At 39.9% G+C, this 26,799-nt stretch carries 31 protein-coding genes; 15 read left to right on the top strand and 16 right to left on the bottom strand.

The annotated features are described in order from the left end of the window. Window positions 1-119 precede the first annotated feature (119 nt). From argC to AC3CAU_RS10835, 5 genes are all read left to right on the top strand, one after another. Window positions 120-1,169, top strand: coding sequence for an N-acetyl-gamma-glutamyl-phosphate reductase (argC, locus tag AC3CAU_RS10855; RefSeq protein ID WP_131214376.1), 1,050 nt, complete (start codon window positions 120-122; stop codon window positions 1,167-1,169). Window positions 1,170-1,247: 78 nt separating this feature from the next. Continuing rightward, complete coding sequence (locus AC3CAU_RS10850; protein WP_131214375.1) at window positions 1,248-2,003, top strand: DUF6776 family protein; 756 nt, start codon at window positions 1,248-1,250, stop codon at window positions 2,001-2,003. An 18-nt stretch (window positions 2,004-2,021) separates the two neighbouring features. Next, the gene (clpS, locus tag AC3CAU_RS10845) at window positions 2,022-2,435 is read left to right on the top strand and encodes an ATP-dependent Clp protease adapter ClpS (protein ID WP_131214374.1); all 414 of its coding nucleotides are present in this window, start codon (window positions 2,022-2,024) and stop codon (window positions 2,433-2,435) included. Window positions 2,436-2,444: 9 nt separating this feature from the next. After that, window positions 2,445-4,721, top strand: a complete 2,277-nt coding sequence (gene clpA / locus AC3CAU_RS10840; protein ID WP_131214373.1) for an ATP-dependent Clp protease ATP-binding subunit ClpA — start codon at window positions 2,445-2,447, stop codon at window positions 4,719-4,721. A gap of 111 nt (window positions 4,722-4,832) precedes the next feature. Beyond that, entirely contained in the window at window positions 4,833-5,186 is a 354-nt protein-coding gene (locus AC3CAU_RS10835) for a YnfA family protein (RefSeq protein ID WP_447052932.1), read from the top strand. A gap of 28 nt (window positions 5,187-5,214) precedes the next feature. On the opposite strand, the gene AC3CAU_RS10830 is transcribed toward AC3CAU_RS10835, so the two are convergent. The 3 genes from AC3CAU_RS10830 to AC3CAU_RS10820 form a co-directional block, all read right to left on the bottom strand. Further along, window positions 5,215-5,685, bottom strand: coding sequence for a hypothetical protein (locus tag AC3CAU_RS10830; RefSeq protein WP_447052933.1), 471 nt, complete (start codon window positions 5,683-5,685; stop codon window positions 5,215-5,217). A gap of 98 nt (window positions 5,686-5,783) precedes the next feature. After that, on the bottom strand, window positions 5,784-6,704 hold the full coding sequence (argF, locus tag AC3CAU_RS10825; protein ID WP_447052934.1) for an ornithine carbamoyltransferase: 921 nt from the start codon (window positions 6,702-6,704) through the stop codon (window positions 5,784-5,786). Window positions 6,705-6,816: 112 nt separating this feature from the next. After that, window positions 6,817-7,467: a TetR/AcrR family transcriptional regulator gene (locus AC3CAU_RS10820; protein ID WP_447054309.1), complete on the bottom strand. Its 651-nt coding sequence runs from the start codon at window positions 7,465-7,467 to the stop codon at window positions 6,817-6,819. A gap of 248 nt (window positions 7,468-7,715) precedes the next feature. Between AC3CAU_RS10820 and prpB the strand changes: the two genes are divergently transcribed. Both prpB and prpC read left to right on the top strand, forming a co-directional pair. After that, entirely contained in the window at window positions 7,716-8,591 is an 876-nt protein-coding gene (gene prpB, locus AC3CAU_RS10815; protein ID WP_131214369.1) for a methylisocitrate lyase, read from the top strand. 24 nt (window positions 8,592-8,615) lie between these two features. Continuing rightward, window positions 8,616-9,752 (top strand): bifunctional 2-methylcitrate synthase/citrate synthase, encoded by a 1,137-nt coding sequence (prpC, locus tag AC3CAU_RS10810; RefSeq protein ID WP_447052935.1) that lies wholly within the window; start codon window positions 8,616-8,618, stop codon window positions 9,750-9,752. A 50-nt stretch (window positions 9,753-9,802) separates the two neighbouring features. Here prpC and AC3CAU_RS10805 read toward each other — a convergent pair whose 3' ends face one another. From AC3CAU_RS10805 to AC3CAU_RS10795, 3 genes are all read right to left on the bottom strand, one after another. Then, window positions 9,803-10,426, bottom strand: coding sequence for an aminotransferase (locus AC3CAU_RS10805; protein WP_447052936.1), 624 nt, complete (start codon window positions 10,424-10,426; stop codon window positions 9,803-9,805). A gap of 2 nt (window positions 10,427-10,428) precedes the next feature. Further along, window positions 10,429-10,905, bottom strand: coding sequence for a CinA family protein (locus tag AC3CAU_RS10800; protein ID WP_447052938.1), 477 nt, complete (start codon window positions 10,903-10,905; stop codon window positions 10,429-10,431). Between the two features lie 264 nt (window positions 10,906-11,169). Next, the gene (locus AC3CAU_RS10795) at window positions 11,170-11,610 is read right to left on the bottom strand and encodes an internalin (protein WP_131214366.1); all 441 of its coding nucleotides are present in this window, start codon (window positions 11,608-11,610) and stop codon (window positions 11,170-11,172) included. Window positions 11,611-11,836: 226 nt separating this feature from the next. Between AC3CAU_RS10795 and pyrG the strand changes: the two genes are divergently transcribed. The 8 genes from pyrG (at window position 11,837) to AC3CAU_RS10755 (ending at window position 18,719) form a co-directional block, all read left to right on the top strand. Next, the gene (gene pyrG / locus AC3CAU_RS10790; RefSeq protein WP_447052939.1) at window positions 11,837-13,477 is read left to right on the top strand and encodes a CTP synthase; all 1,641 of its coding nucleotides are present in this window, start codon (window positions 11,837-11,839) and stop codon (window positions 13,475-13,477) included. A 35-nt stretch (window positions 13,478-13,512) separates the two neighbouring features. Then, window positions 13,513-14,370, top strand: coding sequence for a 3-deoxy-8-phosphooctulonate synthase (kdsA, locus tag AC3CAU_RS10785; protein WP_131214364.1), 858 nt, complete (start codon window positions 13,513-13,515; stop codon window positions 14,368-14,370). Window positions 14,371-14,429: 59 nt separating this feature from the next. Continuing rightward, a complete protein-coding gene (gene eno / locus AC3CAU_RS10780; protein ID WP_447052940.1) occupies window positions 14,430-15,719 on the top strand; it encodes a phosphopyruvate hydratase in 1,290 nt (429 codons plus the stop codon). A gap of 16 nt (window positions 15,720-15,735) precedes the next feature. Next, window positions 15,736-16,131 (top strand): septum formation initiator family protein, encoded by a 396-nt coding sequence (locus AC3CAU_RS10775; RefSeq protein ID WP_447054310.1) that lies wholly within the window; start codon window positions 15,736-15,738, stop codon window positions 16,129-16,131. After that, a complete protein-coding gene (ispD, locus tag AC3CAU_RS10770; RefSeq protein WP_447052942.1) occupies window positions 16,091-16,813 on the top strand; it encodes a 2-C-methyl-D-erythritol 4-phosphate cytidylyltransferase in 723 nt (240 codons plus the stop codon). Before AC3CAU_RS10775 ends, ispD begins: the two co-directional genes overlap by 41 nt. A gap of 82 nt (window positions 16,814-16,895) precedes the next feature. Beyond that, window positions 16,896-18,032 (top strand): rod shape-determining protein RodA, encoded by a 1,137-nt coding sequence (gene rodA, locus AC3CAU_RS10765; RefSeq protein ID WP_447052943.1) that lies wholly within the window; start codon window positions 16,896-16,898, stop codon window positions 18,030-18,032. A 221-nt stretch (window positions 18,033-18,253) separates the two neighbouring features. Continuing rightward, window positions 18,254-18,355, top strand: coding sequence for a DUF6988 family protein (locus tag AC3CAU_RS10760; RefSeq protein WP_447052944.1), 102 nt, complete (start codon window positions 18,254-18,256; stop codon window positions 18,353-18,355). 40 nt (window positions 18,356-18,395) lie between these two features. Then, window positions 18,396-18,719 (top strand): DUF6988 family protein, encoded by a 324-nt coding sequence (locus AC3CAU_RS10755; protein WP_447052945.1) that lies wholly within the window; start codon window positions 18,396-18,398, stop codon window positions 18,717-18,719. 43 nt (window positions 18,720-18,762) lie between these two features. Here the strand turns inward: AC3CAU_RS10755 and AC3CAU_RS10750 are convergent, their stop codons facing one another. The 10 genes from AC3CAU_RS10750 to AC3CAU_RS10705 all read right to left on the bottom strand — a co-directional run bounded on the left by AC3CAU_RS10750 (window position 18,763) and on the right by AC3CAU_RS10705 (window position 26,692). Next, a complete protein-coding gene (locus AC3CAU_RS10750; protein ID WP_131214359.1) occupies window positions 18,763-19,059 on the bottom strand; it encodes a cyd operon YbgE family protein in 297 nt (98 codons plus the stop codon). Window positions 19,060-19,062: 3 nt separating this feature from the next. Then, entirely contained in the window at window positions 19,063-19,164 is a 102-nt protein-coding gene (gene cydX, locus AC3CAU_RS10745) for a cytochrome bd-I oxidase subunit CydX (RefSeq protein WP_002120988.1), read from the bottom strand. A gap of 31 nt (window positions 19,165-19,195) precedes the next feature. Continuing rightward, window positions 19,196-20,341 (bottom strand): cytochrome d ubiquinol oxidase subunit II, encoded by a 1,146-nt coding sequence (cydB, locus tag AC3CAU_RS10740; protein WP_131214358.1) that lies wholly within the window; start codon window positions 20,339-20,341, stop codon window positions 19,196-19,198. Next, window positions 20,338-21,924 (bottom strand): cytochrome ubiquinol oxidase subunit I, encoded by a 1,587-nt coding sequence (locus AC3CAU_RS10735; RefSeq protein ID WP_447052947.1) that lies wholly within the window; start codon window positions 21,922-21,924, stop codon window positions 20,338-20,340. Before AC3CAU_RS10735 ends, cydB begins: the two co-directional genes overlap by 4 nt. Beyond that, window positions 21,924-22,115: a cytochrome oxidase putative small subunit CydP gene (gene cydP / locus AC3CAU_RS10730; protein WP_131214356.1), complete on the bottom strand. Its 192-nt coding sequence runs from the start codon at window positions 22,113-22,115 to the stop codon at window positions 21,924-21,926. The genes AC3CAU_RS10735 and cydP overlap by 1 nt, the downstream gene beginning before the upstream one ends. A 466-nt stretch (window positions 22,116-22,581) precedes the next feature. Continuing rightward, window positions 22,582-23,664, bottom strand: coding sequence for a porin (locus tag AC3CAU_RS10725; protein ID WP_447052948.1), 1,083 nt, complete (start codon window positions 23,662-23,664; stop codon window positions 22,582-22,584). A gap of 256 nt (window positions 23,665-23,920) precedes the next feature. Then, window positions 23,921-24,334, bottom strand: a complete 414-nt coding sequence (locus AC3CAU_RS10720; protein WP_131214354.1) for an HIT family protein — start codon at window positions 24,332-24,334, stop codon at window positions 23,921-23,923. 32 nt (window positions 24,335-24,366) lie between these two features. Next, window positions 24,367-24,636, bottom strand: coding sequence for a YARHG domain-containing protein (locus tag AC3CAU_RS10715; RefSeq protein WP_131214353.1), 270 nt, complete (start codon window positions 24,634-24,636; stop codon window positions 24,367-24,369). A gap of 81 nt (window positions 24,637-24,717) precedes the next feature. Next, window positions 24,718-25,590, bottom strand: coding sequence for an NAD(P)-dependent oxidoreductase (locus AC3CAU_RS10710; protein WP_424619835.1), 873 nt, complete (start codon window positions 25,588-25,590; stop codon window positions 24,718-24,720). 10 nt (window positions 25,591-25,600) lie between these two features. Next, entirely contained in the window at window positions 25,601-26,692 is a 1,092-nt protein-coding gene (locus tag AC3CAU_RS10705) for an alpha/beta fold hydrolase (protein WP_131214660.1), read from the bottom strand. Between the last annotated feature and the right edge of the window lie 107 nt (window positions 26,693-26,799).

Genomic DNA, 26,799 nt, shown 5'->3' with positions numbered 1-26,799 from the left:
AATAATCTTTCAGACAGTGAATTTAACAAGCAAACTCATTCAAAACAGTTCAGAAAAGCAAAACTTCCTGTCATACTACGCAGTTACGAAATGAACACTTTAAATTTGAGGTAGGGATCGTGATTACTGTTGGTATTGTCGGTGGTACAGGTTATACAGGCGTTGAATTGTTGCGTCTTTTACTACGACACCCAAATGTGCAGGTTAATATACTGACGTCACGTACCGAAAAAGGTCGCCGTGTAGATGATATGTTCCCAAGCTTACGCGGTCATACCGATCTTCAATACTCAGATCTGAACATTGATGAACTCAAAAAATGCGATGTTGTGTTCTTTGCAACCCCTCATGGTGTGGCAATGAAACATGCGGCAGAACTGGTTGCAGCAAATACTAAAGTCATCGATTTAGCGGCAGATTTCCGCTTACAGGACTTGGAACAATTCGAAAAGTGGTATGGTCTTGAACATGCCTGCCCAGATATTTTAAAAGATTCCGTTTACGGTTTATCAGAACTGAATCGTGACAAAATCAAACAGGCCAACGTGATTGGTAACCCAGGTTGCTATCCAACCACGGTACAACTGGGTCTTGCGCCATTATTTAAGCAAGCTGAAACTTTAGTAAAACCTGAAAGCATTATTATTGATGCAAAATCAGGGGTTTCTGGTGCAGGTCGTAAAGCAAGCCTCGGCATGATTTATTCTGAAAATGCTGACAATTTTAAGGCTTATGGCGTAGCAGGTCACCGTCATCATCCTGAAATTGTGGAAGCACTGGAAAATATCTCGGGTCTTAAAGATGTGTTTAATCACATTTTATTTGTACCGCATTTGGTTCCGATGATTCGTGGCATGCTCAGCACCATTTATGTCGATTTAACTGATGCAGGTGATGCAGCAGACCTTCAAAGCTTGTATGAACAATTCTATACCAATGAAGAGTTTGTTGATGTGATGCCAGCAAACAGCTCACCTGAAACACGTTCTGTGCGTGGTGCAAACCAGCTTCGTATTGCATTATACAAGCCACAGCCGAAAAAGCTGGTTGTTTTATCTGTACAAGACAATTTGGTGAAAGGCGCCGCGGGTCAAGCTGTGCAAAATATGAACCTGATGTTTGATTTTGCTGAAAATGCAGGTCTGACAGGTATTGGTCTATTACCATAAAAAACGTTTTTCAGCTTCACACACATTTGGATTTGGATTTAAATGTGTGTTTTGAATGAATCAAAATAAGAGATGACGATGCCGAACACTGAATCAAATACTCTGTCACAACAGACACCACTCAGTAAAAAGCCTTTGGTTAAAGGAAATTTGCCTTTGGCTATTGGCGCTGCAATTCTGATTGCAGGTAGTGGCCTGCTGGGCTATTCAGTGGGGCATCGGCAAGGTCTGACTGCTGTAGGTTTTGAAGCTGATGCTGAACAGCTGGTTGAAGTTGTGCAAAAGCAAAAGAGTAGTCTGGAAACACTAAATAAAAATTTGAATCTGGCTGTGCAAGAGCGTGATGTTGCCGTAAGTAATTCAAATGATTTATTTGCTGCTCTGAATCAAGCTCGTGAAGATAAAGCTCAGGCTGAGGGTTTGAGTTCTATTTACCGTGAAGTGTTGGGGCAACGGGGTGGCCTAAGCTTGATGATTCAGAATATTGGGGTCAAACCTTTACCGGATAATGCTTATGAATATGAGCTGGATTTAGTACAAGTCAGCCCGAATAAACGTAATATTTCTGGAACGGTGGAACTGCGCTTAATTCAGGGCACAGAAGTTCTGGTTATTCCCATGGAAGACAAGAACTTTAATTTTCAAGATTACGAGCGTTTAACAGGCCGCTGGACCATGCCTAAAGGCTTTACGCCGCAATTCATTGAAGTCCGTTTAACAGGTGGTACAAGTACTCCAGTGATTAAACGTTTTAGTTGGGGCCGTGGTAAACCGATTGAGAGTCAATCTGCATTTATTTCTGAAATTCCTCAAGCAGAAGCAAATGCACAATAAATGTGAATTTTAAATCCTATGCGAATCAATAAGCGTCAAAATTGTTTAAATGCCATCAAAAGTTCTTTTCATCAATCAGGATATGTCGATTGGCATATTAGTCCACGCTTAAGCAATGACTCGCAAGACGAATCTGAAGGTGAGATTGCGGTACAGACTGCGCTACCCGAATTAAAACGTCCACCCATGTATGCTGTCGTTTTAATGAATGACGATTACACCCCAATGGACTTTGTAATTGAAATTTTACAACAATACTTTGCTTTGAATCTTGACCAAGCCACTCAAGTAATGCTAACTGTACATTATGAAGGGAAAGGTGTTGCAGGCGTTTATCCACGAGACATTGCGGAAACGAAAGCGAACCAGGTCAATAATTACGCTCGGTCACAAGGTCATCCATTGCTTTGTCAGATTGAGCCAAAAGATTAAGGGGATTACATGCTCAGTCGTCAATTAGAAGTATCTTTACGTTTGGCTGTAAGCATGGCTCGTCAAAAGAGACATGAGTTTCTCACGGTTGAACATTTATTGTTGGCTCTACTGGATAATGACTCTGCTGTAAATGCGCTTAAAGCGTGTGGGGCGGACATTATCGTTCTGCGTAAAGAACTAGAAGAATACGTTGAACAACATACCCCTAAATTAGGCGAACATAGCGATCAGGCGCCACATCCGACTGAAAGTTTTGATCGTATTCTGCAACGGGCGATTTTCCATGTGCAATCCAGCGGTGGTGATCGAACTGTTGAAGGTGCAGATATTCTTGTTGCGATGTACTCCGAACGTGATTCTTTTGCGGTCTACTTGCTTAAACGCCATCAAATTAACCGTTTAACTTTAACTCAGTATTTATCTCACGGTACGCGTAAAGAAGAAGTGCAAGCCGAAGAAGAAGTTGAAGAGTTGGATGGTGAAACCTCGAGTTCTTCAAATGCAGGACCACTCGATTTATATACCACCAATTTAAATACCGAAGCTCAAAAAGGCAAAACAGATCCTTTAATTGGCCGTGAAAAAGAAATTGAACGTGCTGCACAAATTCTTTGCCGCCGTCGTAAAAACAATCCTTTGCTTGTGGGTGACCCGGGTGTAGGTAAAACTTCGATTGCTGAAGGTTTGGCTTGGTTAATTGTGAATGGTAAAGCCCCTAAACCACTTGCTAATGCAGAAGTATATAGCCTGGATATTGGCGCACTGGTAGCAGGAACCAAATACCGAGGTGACTTTGAAAAACGCTTGAAACAATTGTTGAATGCGCTGAAAAAGAAACCAGAAGCCATTCTATTCATTGATGAAATTCACATGATTATTGGTGCAGGTTCCAGTATGGGCAGCACCATGGATGCATCCAACTTAATCAAACCTGCTTTGTCGAATGGTTCATTACGTTGCATCGGTTCAACGACTTTTCAAGAATATCGCCAGGTTTTTGAAAAAGATCATGCTTTATCTCGTCGTTTTCAAAAAATTGATGTTAATGAACCCTCTGTTTCTGAAACAATTGATATTTTACGTGGCTTAAAATCGAAATTTGAAGATTTTCACCATGTTCAATATGACGATAAATCTTTGGTTGCCGCAGTGGAGTTGTCAGCGAAATTCATTAATGACCGCTTCCTGCCGGATAAAGCCATTGATGTGATTGATGAAGCGGGTGCACAGCGCCGTTTGAAAGCAGAACAAGACGATACCTTGATTACGGTTGAAAATATCGAAGATATCATCTCTAAAATTGCACGTATTCCACCGAAAACCGTATCTAAAGATGACAAGACTGTATTAAGTAATCTTGAACGTGATCTTAAACGTGTGGTATTCGGTCAAGATGATGCAATTGAAGCACTTGGTTCTGCAATTAAATTGTCACGTGCAGGGTTGAAATCACCTGATAAACCAGTGGGTAGCTTTGTTTTTGCTGGTCCAACAGGTGTGGGTAAAACTGAAGTCACCAAACAGTTGGCTAAGTTGTTAGGTGTGGAACTGGTTCGTTTCGATATGTCGGAATATATGGAGCGTCATGCGGTTTCACGTTTAATTGGCGCACCTCCAGGCTATGTCGGTTTCGATCAGGGCGGTTTGTTAACTGATGCGATTCATAAAAGTCCACATTGCGTATTGTTGCTGGATGAAATTGAAAAAGCACATCCTGATGTGTTTAATTTGTTATTACAAATTATGGACCATGGCGCATTGACCGACAACAATGGTCGTAAGTCGGACTTCCGTAATGTAATTCTTGTTCTAACCACCAATATTGGTGCAGAAAGTATTTCTCGTACTAGTATCGGGTTTATGGAACAAGATAATAGTAATGACAATAAAGATGCCATGAAAAAAGCATTCTCGCCTGAATTCCGTAACCGTTTGGATGGTGTGATTCAATTCAATGCATTGCCAACTACGGTTATTGAAAACGTGGTAGATAAATTCCTGACTGAACTTCAAGCTCAACTTGATGATAAGAAAGTGGTTCTTGAAGTAGATCAAAGTGCGCGTGAATGGATGGCTGAACATGGCTATGACCGTTTAATGGGTGCGCGTCCAATGCAACGATTAATCCAAGAACATTTGAAGAAACCGCTTGCTGAAATGATTCTGTTTGGTGAGCTTGCTGAACACGGCGGTAATGTCGCTGTTTCTGTGAAGAAAGAAGATGGTAAAGCGGTTGGCTTAAAACTGGAAGTATTTGAAGATCAAACCGCTGAACCTGCATAATTACCTGAATTGTTAGAATAACCCGTGTTCGCACGGGTTATTTTTTTATTGTAACTTTATTTCCGTCTTTATCTAAAACAAAGAAAAGATATCAGGTAAGTTAAAAAATTTATGGATATTCAAATTGCCAAGGTGATGACTACTTTTTGCCTTTTTTTTGTCACCGCAATCGCAGAAATTTTAGGTTGTTATTTTCCATATTTAATTTTAAATCACGGGAAATCACATTGGTTATGGCTTCCAACAGTCTTAAGCTTGGCTGTATTTGTGTGGTTACTGACATTGCATCCGGCAGCTTCGGGTCGAATTTACGCAGCCTATGGCGGAATTTATATTTTTACTGCTTTGTTGTGGCTGCGCTATGTTGATCAGGTGATTTTAACGCGTTGGGATATTTTGGGTGGATTGGCCGTGATATTGGGTGCGATGATTATCATTTTGCAACCGCAAGGTTTTATACGTTAGAGGGCTAACGTATCAATAATTAGACAAATTAAAACTGACACTCGGTGTTTTTAATTTTCATTTTATAATTCTTATCATCTGAACTGAGTTTAATGTCGACATGGTAAGGATTAATGCGTTGAAATTCGTGCTCAAAGAATAAATGACAATTTTGAATTAAATTCTGTTTAATCAGGTGTTTTACTTGTTTATCCCCAATATCTTCAGCAAACTGAGTAAAGTCTGGGGTCGTGATAATACCTTGAATATCAATATGATCTGCATATAAACGTAATTGCTCAATCACCGTATTTTGATCGACTTGATAGGGCATAGTGCGAGAATCTTCGTCACTCATCACATCTAAAATTTCATTCAGTGCTTTAGTGTTTTTAATTTTATAAGTTTGATCGAGAATTTTCTTTTTAAGCAAATACTGGTCAAGTTCTGTCGCTTTGGCTTGTGCCGTATTGATTAAAATTAAACTACTTAGGCATAAAACGATTATTTTTAAAGACATGGTTATAATCACTTATAAAATTTATGGATTTATTATAGTCATTTGAGTATAAAAAAAGCACCCGAAGGTGCTTAGTTTTTTAAGATTTTTCTAATTAATTAGTCTTTCTTTAAATTTTCATTCAATAAAAATTCAACTAAAGCTTTTTGAGCATGTAAACGGTTTTCTGCTTCCTCCCAAACCACTGCATTTTTATGGTCCAGCATATTTTCAGAAATTTCTTCACCACGGTGAGCAGGCAAGCAGTGCATGAACAAGCAATCTGGATGCGCTAAATCCATGAGTTTTTCATTGACCTGAAAATCGGCAAATGCTTTTTCACGAATTTTTTGCTCTTCTTCTTGGCCCATACTGGCCCAAACGTCGGTCACGATCAAGTCGGCATTCACAGCAGCATCTTCAGCTGAATCAACAAGTTCTACACAATGTGCAAATTCAGACAAGAATCTTTCGTGTGGTTCATAGCCTTTAGGTGCGGCAATTTTTAATTTAAAGCCCCACATATGTGCTGCTTCAATATAAGAGTTACACATATTGTTGCCATCACCAATCCATGCAACTGTTTTGCCTTCAATAGAACCACGCTGTTCTAAATAAGTTTGCATGTCGGCAAGTAACTGGCAAGGGTGATGATCGTCAGTCAAGGCATTGATGATAGGGACTTTTGAATAAGAGGCAAAGCGTTCTACGATGTCATGACCAAAAGTACGGATCATAATAATATCAAGCATGCTTGAAATCACACGTGCAGAATCTTCAATCGGCTCGCCACGACCCAGTTGGGTATCGCGAGAAGAGAGGAAAATTGCACTGCCACCGAATTGACTCATACCTGCTTCGAACGAAACACGTGTGCGGGTACTCGATTTTTCAAAAATCATGCCCATAACTTTACCGACGAAAGGTTGGAACACCTCATTGCTATGTTGCTTGCGTTTAAGTTCAATCGCGCGCTGCAAAATTTGGTTAAGTTCTAAAGTCGATAAATCGCGTAAGGTCAGAAAGTGACGTAGAGCCATGGTTACTCCACAATAATTGCTGAATAGAAAACAAAACAACAATTAGTTGTTGGTTGGTTAAGTAAAAAGGGAATCGATTAATATACTATAAGCAGGTAAAATTGCAAAAAAACTAGACTTTTTGATGGCCTTCCAAGAATCGATCAACACAATAATTGATGTATTTGATCGTTTCCTGATCATTTTCCTGAATTGGAATACCCATTAAAATGCGCCATTCTAAATTTCGTAAAATACCAAAATAGAATTGGGCAGAATAAATAGGGTAATCACATTTTAATAGACCATTGTTATGCGCCTTTTCTAAAGCACAAGCAATAGCATTTTGAATATGTTTTGGACCTTGTTCATGAATATATACAGCAAGCTCTGAATTATGTTGGGTGCGTTCTAGGACTAAACGCATAAATGCTGCATTTTCTGGTTGTAATAAATGATTATGAAAATTAAACAGCGTATTAATCAGATAAGATCTTAAATTATCTTTATCTTGTTCAAAGGGTAGACAAATATCTTTAAAAAATTGTTCACGGCGATAATCACAAATAGCCGTAAATAGGCCTTCTTTATTACCAAAAAATTTATAAATGGATGCTTTGGAACCACCCGCATGCTGGACAATATCATCCAGAGACACTGCATCATAGCCATGTTTAAGAAATAGCTCATTTGCGCTGAGTAAAAGCGCCAGACATCGTTCATGACCACGTTTTGTTTGTGGAGTATCACGAGCGAGGGGTTCTAGTTGAGCGAGTTCTTGCATATGGTCTATAACGTCAATAATCAAAGAAATGAAATCATTTGCAATGATAGCAAAAATATGTACACATTTTCTTAAAATAACAGTTTTGTCTTATTTGCTCACAATTATGAAGAATCGAAATAACACTATAGCTTTGGTGAATATTTGACTAAAGTTTTAGAGTATAAGTTCTAAATAGTCATAGATATGAAGGTGTTTATGGCTATACTCGAAATTCAATAAGTAAACTGAAAACTGTGGAAAGGAATATGACACAACAAATATCTGCAGGCTTAAGATTTAGACAAGCACTGGAAGTGGAAAAGCCATTACAAATTATTGGCACAGTCAACGCCTACGCAGCCATGATGGCGAAAGAGGTGGGTTATAAGGCCATTTATGTATCTGGTGCAGGTGTTGCCAATTATTCTTATGGTTTACCTGATTTGGGTATGACCAGTTTAGACAATGTTCTTGAAGATGTGCGTCGTATTACTGAACGGGTAGATACGCCATTGTTAGTGGATATTGATACCGGCTGGGGTGGGGCATTTAATATCGCCCGTACTGTTAAACAAATGATTGCTGCAGGAGCTGCCGCAGTTCATATTGAAGATCAGGTTGCGCAAAAACGTTGTGGTCACCGTCCAAATAAGGAAATCGTGACCCAACAGGAAATGGTCGATCGTATTAAAGCTGCTGTAGATGCAAAAACTGATCCGAACTTTGTGGTGATGGCGCGTACCGATGCCCTGCAGAAAGAAGGTTTGCAGGCGGTCATTGACCGTGCTTGTGCCTGTGTTGAAGCAGGGGCAGATGCTATTTTTGCTGAAGCAATGACTGATATCACCATGTATCGCACTGTGTGTGATGCTGTCGGTGTACCTGTTCTAGCCAACATTACCGAATTTGGTGATACACCTTATTACACCGTAGATGAATTGGGTGAACAAGGGATCAGCATGGTGCTTTATCCACTTTCTGCTACGCGTGCAATGCAAAAAGCAGCCTTGGAAGTGATGCGTTCTATTCGTGAAAATGGTACGCAAGTCAACGTATTAGATAGCATGCAACAACGTAAAGAACTTTACCAATTCCTTGATTATCATACCTTTGAAAACACCTTGGATAAATTGTTTAAATAAATAATTCAAAATGGAGAATTAAAAATGGCTGAAGGAAAAGTACTGACAGGCGCGGGATTGCGCGGACAAGTGGCAGGTAAAACAGCGTTATCTACTGTAGGTAAGAGCGGCGCAGGCTTAACCTATCGTGGTTATGATGTGCAAGACCTGGCCGAAAACTGTCAATTTGAAGAAGTGGCTTATCTGATTTTCTTTGGTGAATTACCAACCGCAGAACAGCTTGCAGCTTATAAGGCCAAATTGAAATCTTTACGTGCACTTCCACCAGCATTGAAAGAAGTATTGGAACGTATCCCTGCGGATTCGCATCCGATGGATGTGATGCGTACCGGTGTTTCTATGCTCGGTAATCTGGAAACAGAAAAATCTTTTGATGAACAGCAAGATGTTGCAGACCGTATTTTAGCGACTTTGCCTGCAATCATTTGCTACTGGTATCGTTTTAGCCACGATGGCGTGCGTATTGAAGAAAATACCGATGATGATTCAATCGGTGCGCAATTCCTGCATTTACTTCGCGGTGAAAAACCAAATGAATTGCATGAGCAAGTGATGAATGTATCACTGATTCTATATGCAGAGCATGAATTTAATGCTTCAACCTTTACTGCACGTGTCTGTGCTTCAACTTTGTCAGATATGCATTCATGTATTACGGGTGCAATTGGTTCATTACGTGGTCCATTGCACGGCGGTGCCAATGAAGCTGCGATGGAAATGATTGAAAACTGGACATCGCCTGATGAAGCAGAACGTGAAATGCTTGGCAAGCTTGAGCGTAAAGAAAAGATCATGGGCTTTGGTCATGCAATCTACAAAGATAATGACCCACGTAATGGTATCATCAAAATCTGGGCTGAGCGTTTAGCGAAAGATGTAGGTGATACAGTACTTTATCCAGTATCAGTACGCTGTGAAGAAGTAATGTGGCGTGAGAAAAAATTATTCTGTAATGCTGACTTCTTCCATGCGTCTGCATATCATTTTATGGATATTGCTACCAAACTGTTTACCCCAATCTTTGTGATGAGCCGGGTTACAGGTTGGGCCGCGCATGTGATGGAACAGCGTGCCGACAACCGTATTATTCGTCCAAGTGCGGATTATACCGGCCCAGAACTGCGTAAAGTGGTGCCTATTTCAGCTCGTACAGCTGCATAAATTTATTAAGTCCTAATAAAGCCTCTTCGGAGGCCTTATTTTTTTGTTCTTTATTTTTTAACTCTGAGTAAAACAGGATCTTCAATGGTATAGCCTGTTTCAAAAGGAATCCCTAAGTATTTAACCGCTACAACCATTGTATTATGTTGCGGAATTTTGAATGATTGAGAGACATTTAAGTTGGGTTTATAAGCTACGGCTTTCTGCTGCAGACTGCTTAATTGTGGAGTGGTGACTTTATAACGATACTGATATTCAGTGATTAAATCATCAAATCCGGAGTTTGCAGATTTTTGTACCCGTGTTTTCTTCACTATTTGAATTTTAGTCAAGGTCTTATTTACAGAAATTAAGGGAGTCAATCTTTTCTTAATTTTTAAAATGTCTTGATCAAACCGGGTACTGTCTTGATCATAATCAATCTTCTTGGTTTTAGGATTGATATAAAGTGAATTCACCTGGATGAGTTTTTCAGGCTGCTTGTTGTTTTTGAATTGATAATAGTAGAGTTGTGGCAAACGACCACGACCATCTTGATAGTGTTTCAGTAGATAGACTTTTTGGTCTTTGGCGTCATAACCCAGAAATTCCACATTGTGAGGTCCTCCCACAGTGGCAAAACTGGTGCAGGGAAGCAGTGTTAAACCGAATATAAAGGTTTTGAATTTTAACATAACTAAACTCCATCAATGAGTTTGATAATTTCAGTTGCAATATGCCGGGTTAAGGCGGAGAGCCTGTGTAAAGGCGTTCCATCAATAAAATAATGAAAGTTGTGTGTTTCATTTAAATATAAAATTGAGGTGAAAAATGTACCTTCAGGTTTTGTTTTTGTTACGCTACCCCCAGGTTTGAGTAGACCGGTACAGGCAACCACAATATCTGCTTGAGTAAATAACTTTTTCCCTTGGATCGCCATGGTCTCTGTGACTTCAGCCGATTCTGCCGTGTACTGTTCAATAAATGCAGTGTTAATCTTGAGAAGATCGACCTTAATAGAAGGATCATAACTGACCAAACCGCCCAGTAAGATCTCTGCACCACTGTTTTTACAAATAGAAAATTGACTGGAAAGGTAGCCAGAGCTGGCACTTTCAATAAAAGCAATCTTTAACTGATGTTGTTCGAGTAGGTCGCAACATTTTTTTAACATTATTGAAAACCCTAAAAGTTATCTTTATTTTGACTTAAACCTTACTCAGTGCTCGGGTGGATGGCAGTGAAGTAGGGAATATTAATTTTTAAATGTGCTAGTTAATTTTTTTATTTTAAAGGATACGGGGATTTTTATTGTTAGCAGAATTAAATTTTTTAGATAAAGTTAAATGGGTACGCTGAGTGATTAAATATAGATCAATTGTTTAATAAAAAACCCAGTGGAATGACTGGGTTTTTGCATTTTAAGCTAAAATTTAACTTAATTTTCGAGCGCAGGTGTTGCAGCAGCAATTGCGGCCGCGACAGCATCATCTTCAGACTGACTAGCTGAATTTGATTTTGATGGTGTTGCTTGAGCCGGTTTTTCTTCCGCTTTAGGCGCTTCAGCCTTTGGTGCCGCAGCTTTAGGCGTTTCTGCCTTTGGTGCTTCGGTAGCAGCCGGTTGAGTTACTTCACGACGAATGACTGTGGTTGTATTCTCAGTTTCTTGACGTTCGATTTCAACCTGTGCAGGAGTTTCAGTTTGTGTGTTTTCAGCTGAATCTAATGGCTGTAACTGAACAGGTTCATTTACTTGCTCAGTTGGTTGAGTGGTCTCAACTTTTTCTTGTTCATCTTCCTTCGGTGCTTCCTTTTTTACACACGCCGTTAATAATAGAGCTGCTGCAATAGCGCCACAAATCAAAAATTTTTTATTCATAATTGCACAAAACAAAGCGTTAATAGGATGTAACCATTATAACAGCAAATACCAAGATGAAAATCCTATAAAGTCCCTCTAATTTTTTATCGGAAATGCTGATAGAATAACCAATTGTTTATTGTTCTTTGAATTGATGCGGAATGACTTTGCTTTATAGGTACAGAGTAAAGTAAAATTGCGCAACATTGCAGGCCGATTTAGGCTCGATTGTACGAGAAACCCAATGACCCATTTTATTTTCGTGACTGGTGGTGTAGTTTCATCACTAGGTAAAGGTATTTCAGCTGCTTCAGTTGCTGCACTTTTAGAAGCCCGTGGTTTAAAAGTAACCATGGTCAAAATGGATCCATATATTAATGTCGATCCGGGGACAATGAGTCCTTTCCAACATGGTGAAGTTTTTGTCACAGAGGACGGTGCTGAAACTGACCTAGATTTGGGTTATTACGAACGTTTCTTGCGTCGTGCGAAAATGACCAAACTGAATAACTTCACTTCAGGACGTGTTTATCAAGACGTACTCAATAAAGAACGTCGTGGTGACTACCTTGGGGGTACTGTCCAGGTTATTCCACATATTACGGATAATATTAAAGAACGTGTTCTTCGCGCAGGTGAAGGCTATGACGTAGCAATCGTTGAAATTGGCGGTACAGTAGGTGACATTGAATCTCTCCCATTCATGGAATCTGTTCGTCAGTTAATGGTTGAGCTTGGTCATAACCGTACTATGCTGATGCATTTGACATTGTTGCCATATATTAAATCTGCTGCTGAACTTAAAACCAAACCAACGCAGCACTCTGTAAAAGAGCTTTTGTCGATTGGTATTCAGCCAGACATTTTGATCTGCCGTACAGAATATGATGTTGATGCAGATACGACACGTAAAATTGCCTTGTTTACTAACGTTCAGGCGCGTGCGGTGGTTGTTTGTAAAGATGCGCGTTCAATTTATCAAATTCCACGTACTTTCTATGAACAAAATGTTGACGATTTAATTTGTGAACGTTTTGGTTATAACGACCTTCCAGAAGCTGATCTTTCAGATTGGGATAATGTCGTTGAAGCATTATTTAATCCTGAATACACAGTTCGTGTAGCGATGGTTGGTAAATACGTTGAACTTCCAGATGCTTATAAATCTGTAAATGAAGCACTTTTACATGCTGGGGTTAAAAACCGCGTTAAAGTTCAAATTGATTATGTCAATGCTGAAGAACTCGAAAGCCAGGACGTGAACGAAGTATTGAAAGATGCTGACGCGATTCTTGTGCCGGGTGGTTTCGGGGAACGCGGTACTGAAGGTAAAATGAAGGCGATTCAATTTGCACGTGAAAACGGTGTTCCATTCTTGGGTATTTGCCTAGGTATGCAACTTGCAGTAATTGAATATGCACGTAATGTTGCCGGTATTAATGATGCAACATCTACTGAGTTTAATCGTTCAACTAAATCTCCATTGATTGGTTTAATTACTGAATGGTTAGATGAGCGTGGTGAAGTTCAACAACGTAGCGTTGAATCTGATCTTGGTGGAACGATGCGTTTGGGTGCCCAAAAATCAGAATTGGTTGAAGGTACTAAAACTCGTGAAGTATATGGTAGCGCGGACATTATTGAACGTCACCGTCACCGTTACGAAATGAACAACCGTTATATTCCTGTGCTTGAAGAAAAGGGCATGAAAATTTCAGGTTATTCACCAGTACAACATTTGGTCGAAACTGTTGAAATTCCTAAACATCCTTGGTTTATTGCTGTACAATTCCATCCGGAATTTACAAGTTCTCCACGTGATGGACATCCATTATTTGCTAGCTTTATTGACGCTGCTAAAAAACAGTATCAAAAAAACAAATAATGTTGCTCTAGGAATACACTAGGAAAGTTTAAATAATGTCGCAATTAAAACCACAAGAAATTGTACGTTTAGGCGATATACAAATGGCAAACCACTTGCCATTTGTATTATTCGGCGGAATGAATGTACTTGAATCTAAAGACTTAGCTTTTGAAATTGCTGAAACTTATGTCGATATCTGTACACGTTTAGATATCCCATATGTATTTAAGGCAAGTTTCGATAAAGCCAATCGCTCTAGCTTGAACTCTTTTCGTGGCCCAGGTCTGGAAAAAGGTCTTGAGTGGTTAGCGGACATTAAAAAACATTTCAATGTACCTATTATTACCGATGTACATGAGCCTTACCAAGCTGCGCCTGTTGCTGAAGTTGCGGATATTATCCAACTTCCAGCTTTCCTGAGCCGTCAGACTGATCTTGTTGAAGCAATGGCAAAAACCGATGCCATCATCAACATCAAAAAAGCACAATTCCTTGCTCCACATGAAATGCGCCATATTTTGCATAAGTGTTTGGAAGCCGGGAACGACAAGCTGATTATTTGTGAACGCGGTTCAGCATTTGGTTACAACAATCTGGTTGTAGATATGCTTGGCTTCGACATCATGAAAGAAATGAATGTTCCTGTGTTTTTTGATGTCACGCATGCGCTTCAAACTCCAGGCGGTCGTGCAGATTCAGCAGGCGGTCGTCGTGCGCAAATCACTACGCTTGCGCGTGCAGGTATGGCAACTGGTTTGGCAGGCTTATTCCTGGAAGCACATCCAGATCCAGAAAATGCAAAATGTGACGGTCCATGCGCACTTCGCATGTCGCAGCTTGAGCCGTTCTTGGCGCAATTAAAAGAATTGGATACCTTGGTTAAAGGTTTCAAAAAGTTAGACACACACTAAGATTATATCCCTTGAGCTGCCTTGAAAAGCAGCTCTTTTAATTAACTGAGGAATTGTTCATGAGCCAAATCGTTGACATTCGTGCACGTGAAATTTTGGACTCTCGTGGTAACCCAACCATCGAAGCAGACGTAATCTTAGCATCTGGCGTAGTTGGCCGTGCATGTGCACCATCTGGTGCTTCAACTGGTTCTCGTGAAGCTTTAGAACTTCGTGACGGTGATAAATCACGTTACTTGGGTAAAGGTGTTCGCACTGCTGTTAATAATGTAAATACATTAATTCGTGATGCTTTAGTTGGTAAATCAGTATTCGAACAAAAAGACATCGACAATACGATGATCGCCTTGGACGGTACTGAAAATAAAGAAAAACTAGGCGCAAACGCAACTTTAGCGGTGTCTTTGGCTGCTGCGCGTGCGGCTGCTGATGAAAAGAAAACTCCTCTTTTTCAATATATCGCAGATTTACGCGGTCAAACGATTTTAACAATGCCTGTACCAATGATGAACATCATCAATGGTGGTTCACATGCAGACAACAACGTTGATATTCAAGAGTTTATGATTGAGCCTGTTGGCTTCACTTCATTTGCTGAAGCGCTTCGTGCGGGTGCTGAAATCTTCCATTCTCTAAAATCAGTGTTAAACAAAAAAGGTTTAAATACTGCTGTTGGTGATGAAGGTGGTTTTGCACCGAACTTACGTTCAAACGAAGAAGCAATCACTGTAATTCTTGAAGCAATTGGTCAAACTGGTTACAAAGCTGGTTCTGACATCATGCTTGCACTTGATTGTGCATCTTCAGAATTCTACAAAGATGGTCAATACATTCTTGCAGGCGAAGGCAACAAAGCGTTCACCAGCAACCAGTTCTCTGACTATTTGGCTGGTCTTGTAAAGCAATACCCAATTATCTCAATTGAAGATGGTTTGGACGAGTCGGATTGGGAAGGTTGGTCTTACCTGACTTCTATTCTTGGTGATAAAATCCAGTTGGTTGGTGATGACCTGTTCGTAACGAATCCTAAGATTTTACAACGTGGTATTAATGAGAAAGTCGGCAACTCGATCCTCATCAAATATAACCAAATCGGTACTTTGACTGAAACTCTAGATGCAATCTACCTTGCGAAAGCAAATGGTTACTCTACTGTGATTTCACACCGTTCAGGCGAAACCGAGGATTCAACCATTGCTGATCTTGCAGTTGGTACAGCAGCGGGTCAGATCAAGACCGGTTCACTTTGCCGTTCTGACCGTGTTGCGAAATATAACCAATTGCTTCGTATTGAAGAATTGACTAATGCTGCATATCGCGGTAAAGCTGAATTCAAAGGTTTGAACTAAGCGACTAATGCAATTTATGTTAAGTATATTTAACTCCACTGCGAGTAAAGTATTATTGGGCCTTGCGATCATTTTGATCGCGGGGTTTCAGTACTTATTCTGGTTTGGCGAAGGCGGTTACCATGACCATCAAAAATTAGCCCAAAAAATTCAACAACAAACAGAAATAAATTCCGAATTAAAAGAACGCAATCGTGTGTTGGCTGCGGAAGTTTATGACTTAAAAAATGGTATTGAAGCCATTGAAGAGCATGCACGTTTAGATCTGGGCTTGATCAAGCCACGTGAAACTTTTGTGCAAATGAGTACGATTGGTACACACTATAAACCTATTTATATTGATCCAAATGCCAAAGTTGATGTAAGAACAAATGAAGACGGTTCAGGAGCTTCAACAGCAAATGCACCATAAAGTTTGGGCGGTTATTCCTGCTGCAGGTTCTGGCAGTCGTTTTTCTAAAACTGAACTTAAACAGTATCAAATGATTCAAGGTCAAACGGTATTACAACATACCGTGAGCCGTTTGAATGATTTGCCGCTGTCGGGATATGTGCTGGCGATCAGTGAAGATGACTCAGTTGCAAGAACATTAAATCTGACTCAGCCAGATAAAGCTCATTTTTGTCTGGGCGGGGCAGAACGGGTTAACTCTGTCCTGAATGCTTTGACTTATTTAAGCCAGATTGCTTCACCTGAAGATTTGGTCTTTGTACATGATGCTGCACGTCCTTGCGTTAGTTCAAATTGTTTGAATCGTTTAGTGAATACTGCCATACAGGAAAACTGTAGCGCAATTCTAGCTATTCCCGTCCGTGATACTTTAAAATTTGTTGAACAAGACTATAATATTGATAAAACCGTGAGCCGTGATTATTTATGGCAAGCCCAGACTCCGCAAATTTCAAGACTCGGCATATTGAAGAGTGCGATTGAACAAGCATTGCAGAATGGGGTAAATATTACGGATGAAGCCAGTGCATTGGAATATGTAGGCGAAACCGTGAAAGTGGTACAGAGTCGATCAGACAATATTAAAATTACCTATGCTGATGATTTAGAATTGGCCAAATTGATTTTATCCTCGCAAAAATAAAATAAAAGATGGCTTCAGATGTATTATCTCTACAGCTTTAAATTTATACTCTGGCATCACATTTAAACACTCAATATTTCAAATGATACCATCATCTCAGTATCGTTTTTTACGTCACTCTTTACGTGATGGTAGAAGCATAAAACATGATTCATCCAGATGGGCTAGATTACATTTAGATCCATGGCTACTTTGTTTTCTTTTATTGAACTCAATTCTGGGATTGATGGTGGTATATAGCGCAACCATGCAAGATAGCAGTATGGTGATCCGCCAAGCCACAAGTTTTGGCGTCGGCTTCATTATTATGTTTCTCTGTGCGCAAGTTCCTCCAAAAGTGTATCAGGCGGCAAGCCCGTATTTCTATATACTTGGCATGGTGCTGTTGGTACTGGTGCTGATCATTGGTGATACACGTTTAGGGGCGAAGCGATGGCTGACCATTCCAGGCATTGGCAGTATGCAGCCCAGTGAAATTATGAAATTTGCCATGCCATTAATGATGGCTTGGTTTTTTTCTCGTCGTGCTTTTCCACCCACCTTCATGCAGATTGTGATTGGACTGATGTTAATGATGTTTCCTTTTGTGTTAGTGGCCTTACAACCCGACCTGAATATTGGACTCATTATTCCTGGTATTTTTGCCTTATTTCTTTGCGGGATGTCATGGCGTCTAATTCTAGGTGCATTGACGGCACTGGCGGTAGCAGCGCCTCTTATCTGGATGTTCCTGCTTCAGACCTATCAGAAAAAACGCGTATTGACTCTTTTTGATCCAGAGTCAGATGCATTGGGAGCAGGTTGGAATATTATCCAGTCGAAAATTGCCATCGGTTCGGGCGGCTTAACCGGGAAAGGATATTTGACCGGAACGCAGTCGCATCTGGGTTACTTACCTGAGCACCATACTGACTTTATTATGTCAGCCTATGCTGAAGAATATGGCTTTATTGGGGTGTTTTTATTATTCAGTCTTTTTGCCGCCATTATTATTCGTTGCTTGATGATTGGCTTAAATAGCTTTCATAATTTTGGTCGTTTATTTGCCGGAACGATTGGATTAACGTTCTTCTTCTTCGTATTTTTAAACTCAGGAATGGCAAGCGGTATTTTACCTGTCACAGGAGATCCATTGCCGCTGATGAGTTATGGTGGTTCGGCGGTTATCTCCTTGTTGGCGAGTATGGGTATTGTAATGTCGATTCATACTCATCGTTGATGATGAAATAAACCGGATTTAATATCCGGTTTTTTAATGGGGGATATCAATGGATTTATCTGAACAATTTTTTTGATGATGGATGAGCTAAATAGAAAATTCTAAATTAATCGACGGGGTTATTCTATTAGATCTGGTTTATCGGTGTTGTTATATTTCGATGGAGCATAGCGTAGCTGTTAAGTCATTTAAAAGGAAAACTTTATACTCCAGCACTGGCATTGTTTCGTATTCAATTTGAATCCGTTGTGCGGGCATACTGGGTATTACTTAGAGCATCTAATGACCAAATTTTAAAAATGCAGACTTTAAGTGTGAGTTAGCTTTTTAAAAATGCTAATGGTTGCTGAAATGATTGAGTAGTTGAAAAATATAGAAGAAATAAAAGCTATAACATTGCAATTTGAAAAGTTTAAATTTTATTCATTAAAGCATCTAAACTCTATAGTTCATACGGGTAAACACTCGATTATAAGAAATTCAGTTGGCTTGACTCAAAAACAATCTTTAGATGTTATAAAACAATCAAATGGATTGGTCTCGAGGGTAGCGCAAATACTCTTATGTCATGCAGGAAAGGAAAAATATATTCATTATATTCATCCCAAGTATCGCGATTGTTTTCAAATGCATGATGACATTACGCTAGAAGAGAAGCAGAGTATTGATGCAAGGTATAAAAGCTAGTATTTAAAAAACCCGCAATTGCGGGTTTTTTATTTCTAGATCATCAGGTCAGAAACCAGGTGTAATAACCCCAGATCATGAGTGGCCATGCAATATATGGGCTAAACAGCCATTTCCACAGCCAGAACTTCGGCAGAAATCCTACTCCGTAAATAAATCCACCTGAAATCCCGATCATGATCATCATCAATGCACTATGGTTGTAGTGACCATTGGCATCTAGCATGAGGGCAGGGTGAATCAATAGCACTGTAGCAAGCGGCAATGCCATCAAAAATGAAATGGCCATTACGAACTTATTTGGCTTGCTTTCTTCTGCTGTCATTGCGATTTCTGTCATGGTTTATTCCTCATCTAAATCTTGATGATGTTCGATATAAAGGGCACTTAATACGCCTGCAAAGCACGCCATTAAAATCCCGAGAATCCAAGCAAAATACCACATATTGAATAACTCCTAGTTTTCTAACACAGCCTTAGTAGAGGCTGTGTGAATTTTCTTGAACGTGTTTGTTGGTAATAACGCCCCACATTTTGTAATAACACCAAGTGGTGTAGCACAAAATAATTGGAACAAAAATGCAGGCCGCAACTGTCATTACAGTTAGTGTATTTTTACTTGATACTGCATCCCACATCGTCAAGCTTGCAACAGGATTGATGCTTGAAGGCATAAGGAATGGAAACAATGCAAAACCGGCAGTTAAAATTGCACCAATCACCATGAACGATGTGCCCAGGAAGCTTAACCCCGCTTTTGCTTTCGCAGCAGATGCAATCACAATCAGGCTACCCAAGATTGCCATTACAGGTGCAATCATGGTGATTGGATAAGTTGAATAGTTATTCATCCAGCCATGGTTGGCATTGGTAATGACTTCTTTGGCAAATGGATTTGCTACACCATTGGTATCAAATGGCTGCGCTAGGCTATAACCTTCAATACTACCGAAGTATAACCACGCACCTGCACCCAAGAAGCAAACCAGGAATATAACACCCATCAATTGAGTTGCTTTCGCAGAACGTGCATGTAAGTCGCCATCTGTACGAAGCATTAACCAAGCCCCGCCATGCGCGCACAGCATAGATAGGCTGACCAGACCGCAAACAATCGCGAACGGATTAAGCAGTGCAAAGAAGCTACCGGTATAAGTTGAACGTACTGTTTCATCTAAGGTGAATGGTACACCTAAGAACATATTACCGAAGGCAACACCGAACACTAATGCAGGAACTGCACCCCCAACAGCTAAACCCCAGTCCCAAGACGTACGCCATTTTTTGTTCTCAAGTTTAGAACGATAGTCAAAGCCTACAGGTCTGAGGAATAAAGCGAAAAGTACAAGCAGGAGCGCCCAGTACATGCCGGAGAATGCTGTGGCATAAACCATAGGCCATGCAGCAAACAGTGCACCACCAGCAGTAATGAACCAGACCTGGTTACCGTCCCAGTGTGGGGCAATGGTATTGATTGCCGCACGACGTTCGTCATCGTTTTTGCCCACGAAGGGCATAATTGCCATGGAACCCATATCGAAGCCATCGGTGAGGGCAAAGCCAATCAGCAGTACACCCACCAGAACCCACCAAATGATTTTGAGTAATTCATATTCGATCATGATTGAGCCTCCGCAGCAGCGTGGTTTTGAGCATCAGCTTTTTCAAAATGGTATTTACCAGTATGTAAAGAACTTGGACCTAAGCGAGCAAATTTGATCATCAAGTACATCTCGATAATCAGAAGTACTGTATAGAACGCTGCAAGCGCTAAGATTGAACCCCAAATATCACCAGTGCTTAAGCTTGAAGCAGAAAGATGTGTAGGTAAAACCTCACCAATGGTCCACGGTTGACGTCCACCTTCAGCCACATACCAGCCAGTCTGTGTAGCGATCCAAGGCAATGGAAGTCCGTAAAGTGCAAATTTAAGCAGCCACGGTTTGTTTTCTGCATTGCGTTTAGCCACTGCATAAGTTGCCAGGATAAACAGAAGCAGCATCAAGAAACCAGAAGCAACCATGGCACGGAACGAGAAGAACAGGGCAGTTACGTTAGGAATAGTATCCTTGGTTGCTGCCTTGATTTGATCTTCAGAGGCATCCACTACATTTGGTGTGTATTTTTTAAGAAGCAAGCCATAACCCAGGTCTTTCTGATTTTCTTGGAAAGACGCCATAAGTGCTGGAGAGCGATCGCCTGCACGAAGTTTTTCAAGTTCGGCATACGCATTCATACCATTGCGGATACGAAGCTCATGTTGAACCATCAAGTCTTTCAAACCAGTCACTTCTTTATCAAGGGAACGCGTCGCAATAATACCCATCACATATGGAATGCGAATAGCGTAGTCAGTGCGTTGTTCTTCCTGATTTGGAATACCAAACAATGTAAATGGAGCGGGAGCTGGGTGAGTTTCCCATTCTGCTTCAATTGCAGCTAATTTGGTTTTTTGTACATCACCCAGTTCATAACCGGATTCATCACCTAGTAAAATAACCGATAATGTAGAGGCTAAACCAAAGATTGCAGCAATCGCGAAAGAACGGCGTGCAAAGGGCAGATCACGTTTTTTGAGCAAGTAATAGCTGGAAATTGCCAGAACGAAAACTGCACCAGTCACATAACCTGAAGATACAGTGTGGACAAATTTAACCTGAGCCACCGGGTTGAAAATCAGCGCGCCGAAATCCACCAACTCCATCCGCATGGTTTCAAAGTTAAACGCTGCACCGACAGGGTTTTGCATCCAGCCATTGGCAACTAAAATCCACAGTGCCGACATGTTGGAACCGAGTGCAACCAGCCAGGTCACGCCTAAATGCTGAGCTTTGGAAAGTCGATCCCAGCCGAAGAAGAAAAGACCAATAAAGGTCGATTCCAAGAAAAATGCCATTAATCCTTCAATAGCCAGTGGCGCACCGAAAATGTCACCGACATAATGCGAATAGTACGCCCAGTTTGTACCAAACTGGAACTCCATGGTTAAGCCTGTAGTTACCCCTAAGGCAAAATTAATACCAAAAAGTTTTCCCCAGAATTTGGTCATGTCTTTATAAATTTCCTTACCGGAAATCACATAAGTGGTTTCCATAATGGCAAGAATAAAAGCCAGCCCAAGAGTAAGAGGTACAAATATAAAGTGATACAACGCGGTCATTGCAAATTGGAACCGCGAAAGATCGACCACGCTTTCAGAAATCATCAACGTGTCTCCTTGATTTGGGAAGGACTGCCGGCAATACGCTCGGCAACTTGAGAGTCAAAATTTTTGGGAATAGTGGGCGCGTCGAACCAGATATTTTTAATCAGCAGCAAAAGAGCAATCTTAATTATTAATATGATTGTAATCTCTCTAACTAATCTTTGATTAAAATCTTTGGGTATTAAGCTCATGCAAATAAGCCTATTTTTAAAATATAATTATATTATTAAACAAAAAGTAACTAAAAATAAATAGAATAAACACTTAAAATAAAAATATATTATTTATATTAATTAAAACAATAAGTTAATAATATGGTTTATTAAAAAATAAACTAATATTTGACTATTTTAAAGTTGACTAAAACACTTAGTATTAATATTTTTAATCCCGACTAAAATACTCATATATTATATTTAAAGTTGACTAAAACAGTTGTATTTTTATATTTTAAAGTTGACTAAAATACTTTGTTTTATCGCGGGATAATATTTATTAAATGAGATTGGGTTGTATTTTAATTAAAATTTGAGTATTTAAAAAAATAGAATAAGGCGGTGTGAAAGTTAAAGAGACTCTTTATAAAAACTGTCCTGAATATTGAGTTCAGATAAAAAAAGACCGCCCTTAGGCAGTCTCATATTAACTGTTGTGAACTTAGAATTTAATTTCCATACCTAAGCCGTAAACATTTTCATCAGCATTTGGAATTGCTGCAGCAGCTCCAACGTTTGTGCGCTTATTGTCCCACTCGCGTTGTACTGCATTCGCAAATAATTTGGTTTGGCTGTTTAGTTTGTAATCTGCACCAATACCCCATTGTTTTGCCGAAGTATCGCCAGTCCCTGTAGCTACAGTCCAGTCAGTGTCAGCTTTTTGATATTGAGCTTTAAAAGACCAAGGGGTATTTGCAAGCTTATACGTTGCCGAAACTAACCAAGCTTTTTCTTCTACATTCTTGTAGGTTTCAGTACCTAAGTAATCAGAGATTTCTGCAGTTTGCCACATTGCACCTAAATATAAACCAGTCGCACCAATTTTACCTAGGTCGAAAGACCCACCAATACGGATTGCATCAGCAGGAGCATTTGAGATGCCGACAGCAGCAAAGTCACCTATGGATTTGAAGTTTCCTGCAATAACACCTTCGAAGCCTAAATCTTTATTGGCATATGAAAGTGAAGTAGAAAGTCCATCACCAACGCTATCACGAGCACCATCTGTATAGTTTGCAGTATCACTGGTGGACTCACCTTGTTGCGCTTGAAGAGCGAAAACTAATCCACCCATCAGTTTTGGATCGGTTTCAATACCAATAACATTTTCTACACGCTCTTCGCCGTACATCATTTCTTTAATGTCAGCGTGTGCATAGTCATTGAATACATCACGATAGCCGCCAGCAGCATCTTTAAATGGGGTATCCATAATACCTGCTTTTAAAGTACCGATATCAGCCCATTTTAAACCGGCGAAAATATTACGTTTTTTAAATACATCATCTCCACCATCGACATCAATTTCCCATTCTGCTTGGTAAACAGCAGCGAGTTTATCAGTCAGTTTCTCTTCACCCTTAACACCAATACGGGAAGCATTTGAGTTGAGTTCTATTTTATCATCTTTTCCATCATCATAACTGTCAACACTAACATTCACTTTACCGTACAAAGTTGGTGCCGCTTGTGCTGCACTCGTCCCCATAGCCGCTACTACAGCAGCGAGAAGCAATTTTTTCATTGAGATTTCTCCAAAACACGGTTCTAAATGGCATTTGCCTTACTTAACACTTCTTTTTAGTTTGCTTGAGTACAAAAAGTTACAGAAGCTCACCAACTTGCTATGCAGTATCTGTAATCTTTGTGACAAAAAAGTGAATGATAAATGACAGTTTGATGACGTATTTAAGTTGATCTTTAAACTAAATATTTGTTTTTTATTCTGTATTTATAAAAAAAATGGAGCCAAGGCTCCATTTTTTTGAATTCATTTTAAATCAAAGCGCAGCTTTAATTCTTTCAGCCAATGCGTGGATTTTTTCTTGATCACCCATATGTAAAGCATGTTTCCCTAATTCATGAACCGAGCTTGGAATAAGGTGGAAATGTACATGTGGAACAGTTTGACCTGCGGAGGCACCTGAAAGTTGCATCAGTACAATACCTTTGACCTCAAGGGCTCTTTCCATCGCTTGTGCAACCTTTTGCACAATTTGAATAGTATAAGCCGCCGCTTCAGGAGGAAGGTCAAGCAATGTGATCGCTGGTGTTTTAGGAATCACCAATGTATGACCTTCAGCTTGTGGCATGATGTCCATAAAAGCGAGGACTTGATCATCTTCATACACTTTAATTGCAGGAATTTCGTTGCGGATAATTCGTGCAAAAATATTTTGATCATCGTAAAGCATGGCTAATCCTTGAAAGTGATTGGGTACTGTAATTATTTACAGTTCAATTCTTTCTGACGATCTTTAATGGCGTCAAGTCGTTGTTGCTCTTTATCCGAAAATTTTGGTTTAGTTGTATAGCAATTATCATTGCCAAACTTCGCCTTGGCGTCAGGGTCTTTGAAGCAAAAACCTTTAGATGCATAAATGACATCGTGGTCATTCTTTAATTTTTGACATTCTTGCTCTGGCGTAGCTGCAAAAGCATTAGCCCCAATAAAAGTTGCAACACTGGCAAAAATTGCAATACTTAACTTAGTCATGAGAGTTTCCTCTGTAAGAACATTGTGTATAACACATAATCACAATATTAGGTTTCGTTATCATTATTCAATGGCGAGTTATTACTCAAGTGTAATTTTACTCCATGATTCATACATTTTTACAGCGCTTGAAAAGTCACTGTCTTTTTCTGCTAAATCACTAGACGCTTGAATTAAGCTTTGAGTAAGCGCAATCACGGGTGCAGAAAGTTTAGCCTCACGAATCAAGTCTAAAGCAATACCGGTATCTTTGGCTAACAATGGTAGGGCAAAGGTTAGAGGGAAACTACGATTTAAAATACGCTGTGGTAAAACAGTTTCGGTTACACCGCTTTTACCACTGGATGCATTAATACAATCCAGTGCTTCATTCAAGTTTACACCATGTGCCTTGAGCGCAGTAAAACCTTCTGCCACTGAACATAGATTTACAGCCAATAACATATTGTTAACGGCTTTAACCGCAAATCCTGCACCCGGGCCACCGACATGTTTGATCAGTTTACCAAAAGCCTGAATTGCAGGCAGGGCTTGTTCGAAAGCACTCGCTTCTCCGCCAATCATTACCGTTAAGGTCGCATTTTCTGCACCAATGGTCTGACCACTGACTGGTGCATCAAGGAAATCTACATTTTGTGTTTTAAGTAGCTTTGCTAGATTTTTTGCAGATTCAGGAACACCACTGGTGCAATCTACCCATACAGCACCGGATTTAATCTGTACCGTTGCAATAAGTTCTTCCACTTCATTGCTGGTCGGTAAGCAGGAAAAAATGATGTCTGCCTGAACTGCCTGTTCAAGTTCAACAGCCTGAGTGCCAAATTCAGTTGCATGCTGGTTGGCTTTTTCGAAATTACGATTCCATACATAGACCGTGTCGAAATGTTGAGGTAAATGTGCTGCCATACGGTAACCCATAGCACCTAAGCCGATAAATGCAACTGACTGAATCATGATATGTCCTTTATATTTTACTTGATCTGTGTTTTAGCCAGTTGGTCATAAATGGCCAGAATTCATTGGCACTAGATTGACTCGACATCAACCCTAAATGACCACCCGGAATAAGAGTAAACGTGACATCCTGGCTATTTGTCAATTCAATTAAAGGCTTAACCGCCTCTACAGATACGATTTGGTCGCTACGACCCGCACCCACCAGTACGGAGCACTCAATATTGTTTAATTCGATATTCTTATCTTGCAATTGTATAACGCCATTTTTTAGCGGATTTTGTAGCCAGACATTAAAAATCATATCCTGATTGATCCCGCCAGGATAATCCATCATACGGTTCAGGAAATGTCCCATAGTGGCATGTTCGTATAAAGCTTGCGGGTTATCAAGGTTCGCTAAAAACTGCTTTTGGCTTTGTACCCATCCTATAGGATCAATAATTTTAAAACCGAAAGCATTCAGGAATCCCGGAGTATGGAGCAGAGATTTGGGTAAAGTTTCAGAATAGATCTTGTTTTGTAGCACTTTGTTTTTAGCAATGAGTTGATTGGTCTTTTGAAATAGTTTACCAATACGGCCGGAAGCATAACTGTCCACCGGACTACCCAGTACAATCAGGTTTTTGACAAAATTTGGTTGTTGTAATGCGGTATACAGCATCACAAATACACCCGCCATACTCCAGCCATGCAGGGAAATTTCATCGCTGCTAGAATGCTGACGAATTTGTGTAATGCAATGGGGAATGGCATCGTCAATAAATGACATAAAATTGAGTGAGCGATCTTTATAGTTATATTGACCCCATTCGATTAAATAGACATCAAAACCACTATGCTGAAAGTGCTTTACCAATGAGCGATAAGGGTATAAGTCATAAATTGCCATGTTAATTGCAAGCGGGGCCACAAAGACTAACGGTTCTTTATATTGTTTATCTGGTGAAGCGTAATAACGTAGGCGAGTGTGTTTATATTCTGCAATGATTTCATAGGGTGTAGTTTGCGATAAAACCAGCGATTTTGAATTGAACAAACTTGTTGACAGATTTTTGAGTTTGCTTTTATGTTTGGCAATTCTATTTTTAACTTGAATCATTGCTGAGGTTACTAACATTAGGTGGATTGATCGAAGTGTAGGCGATATTTATGCATTATACCTTGACCTTAAATGCTATAGGCGCTCAAAATGTTGGCAATTATTAG

It is taken from the genome of Acinetobacter sp. GG23, assembly GCF_057766365.1.
Note: the sequence above shows the minus strand (reverse complement) of the source record. Positions and strands in the feature narration are given on the sequence as shown.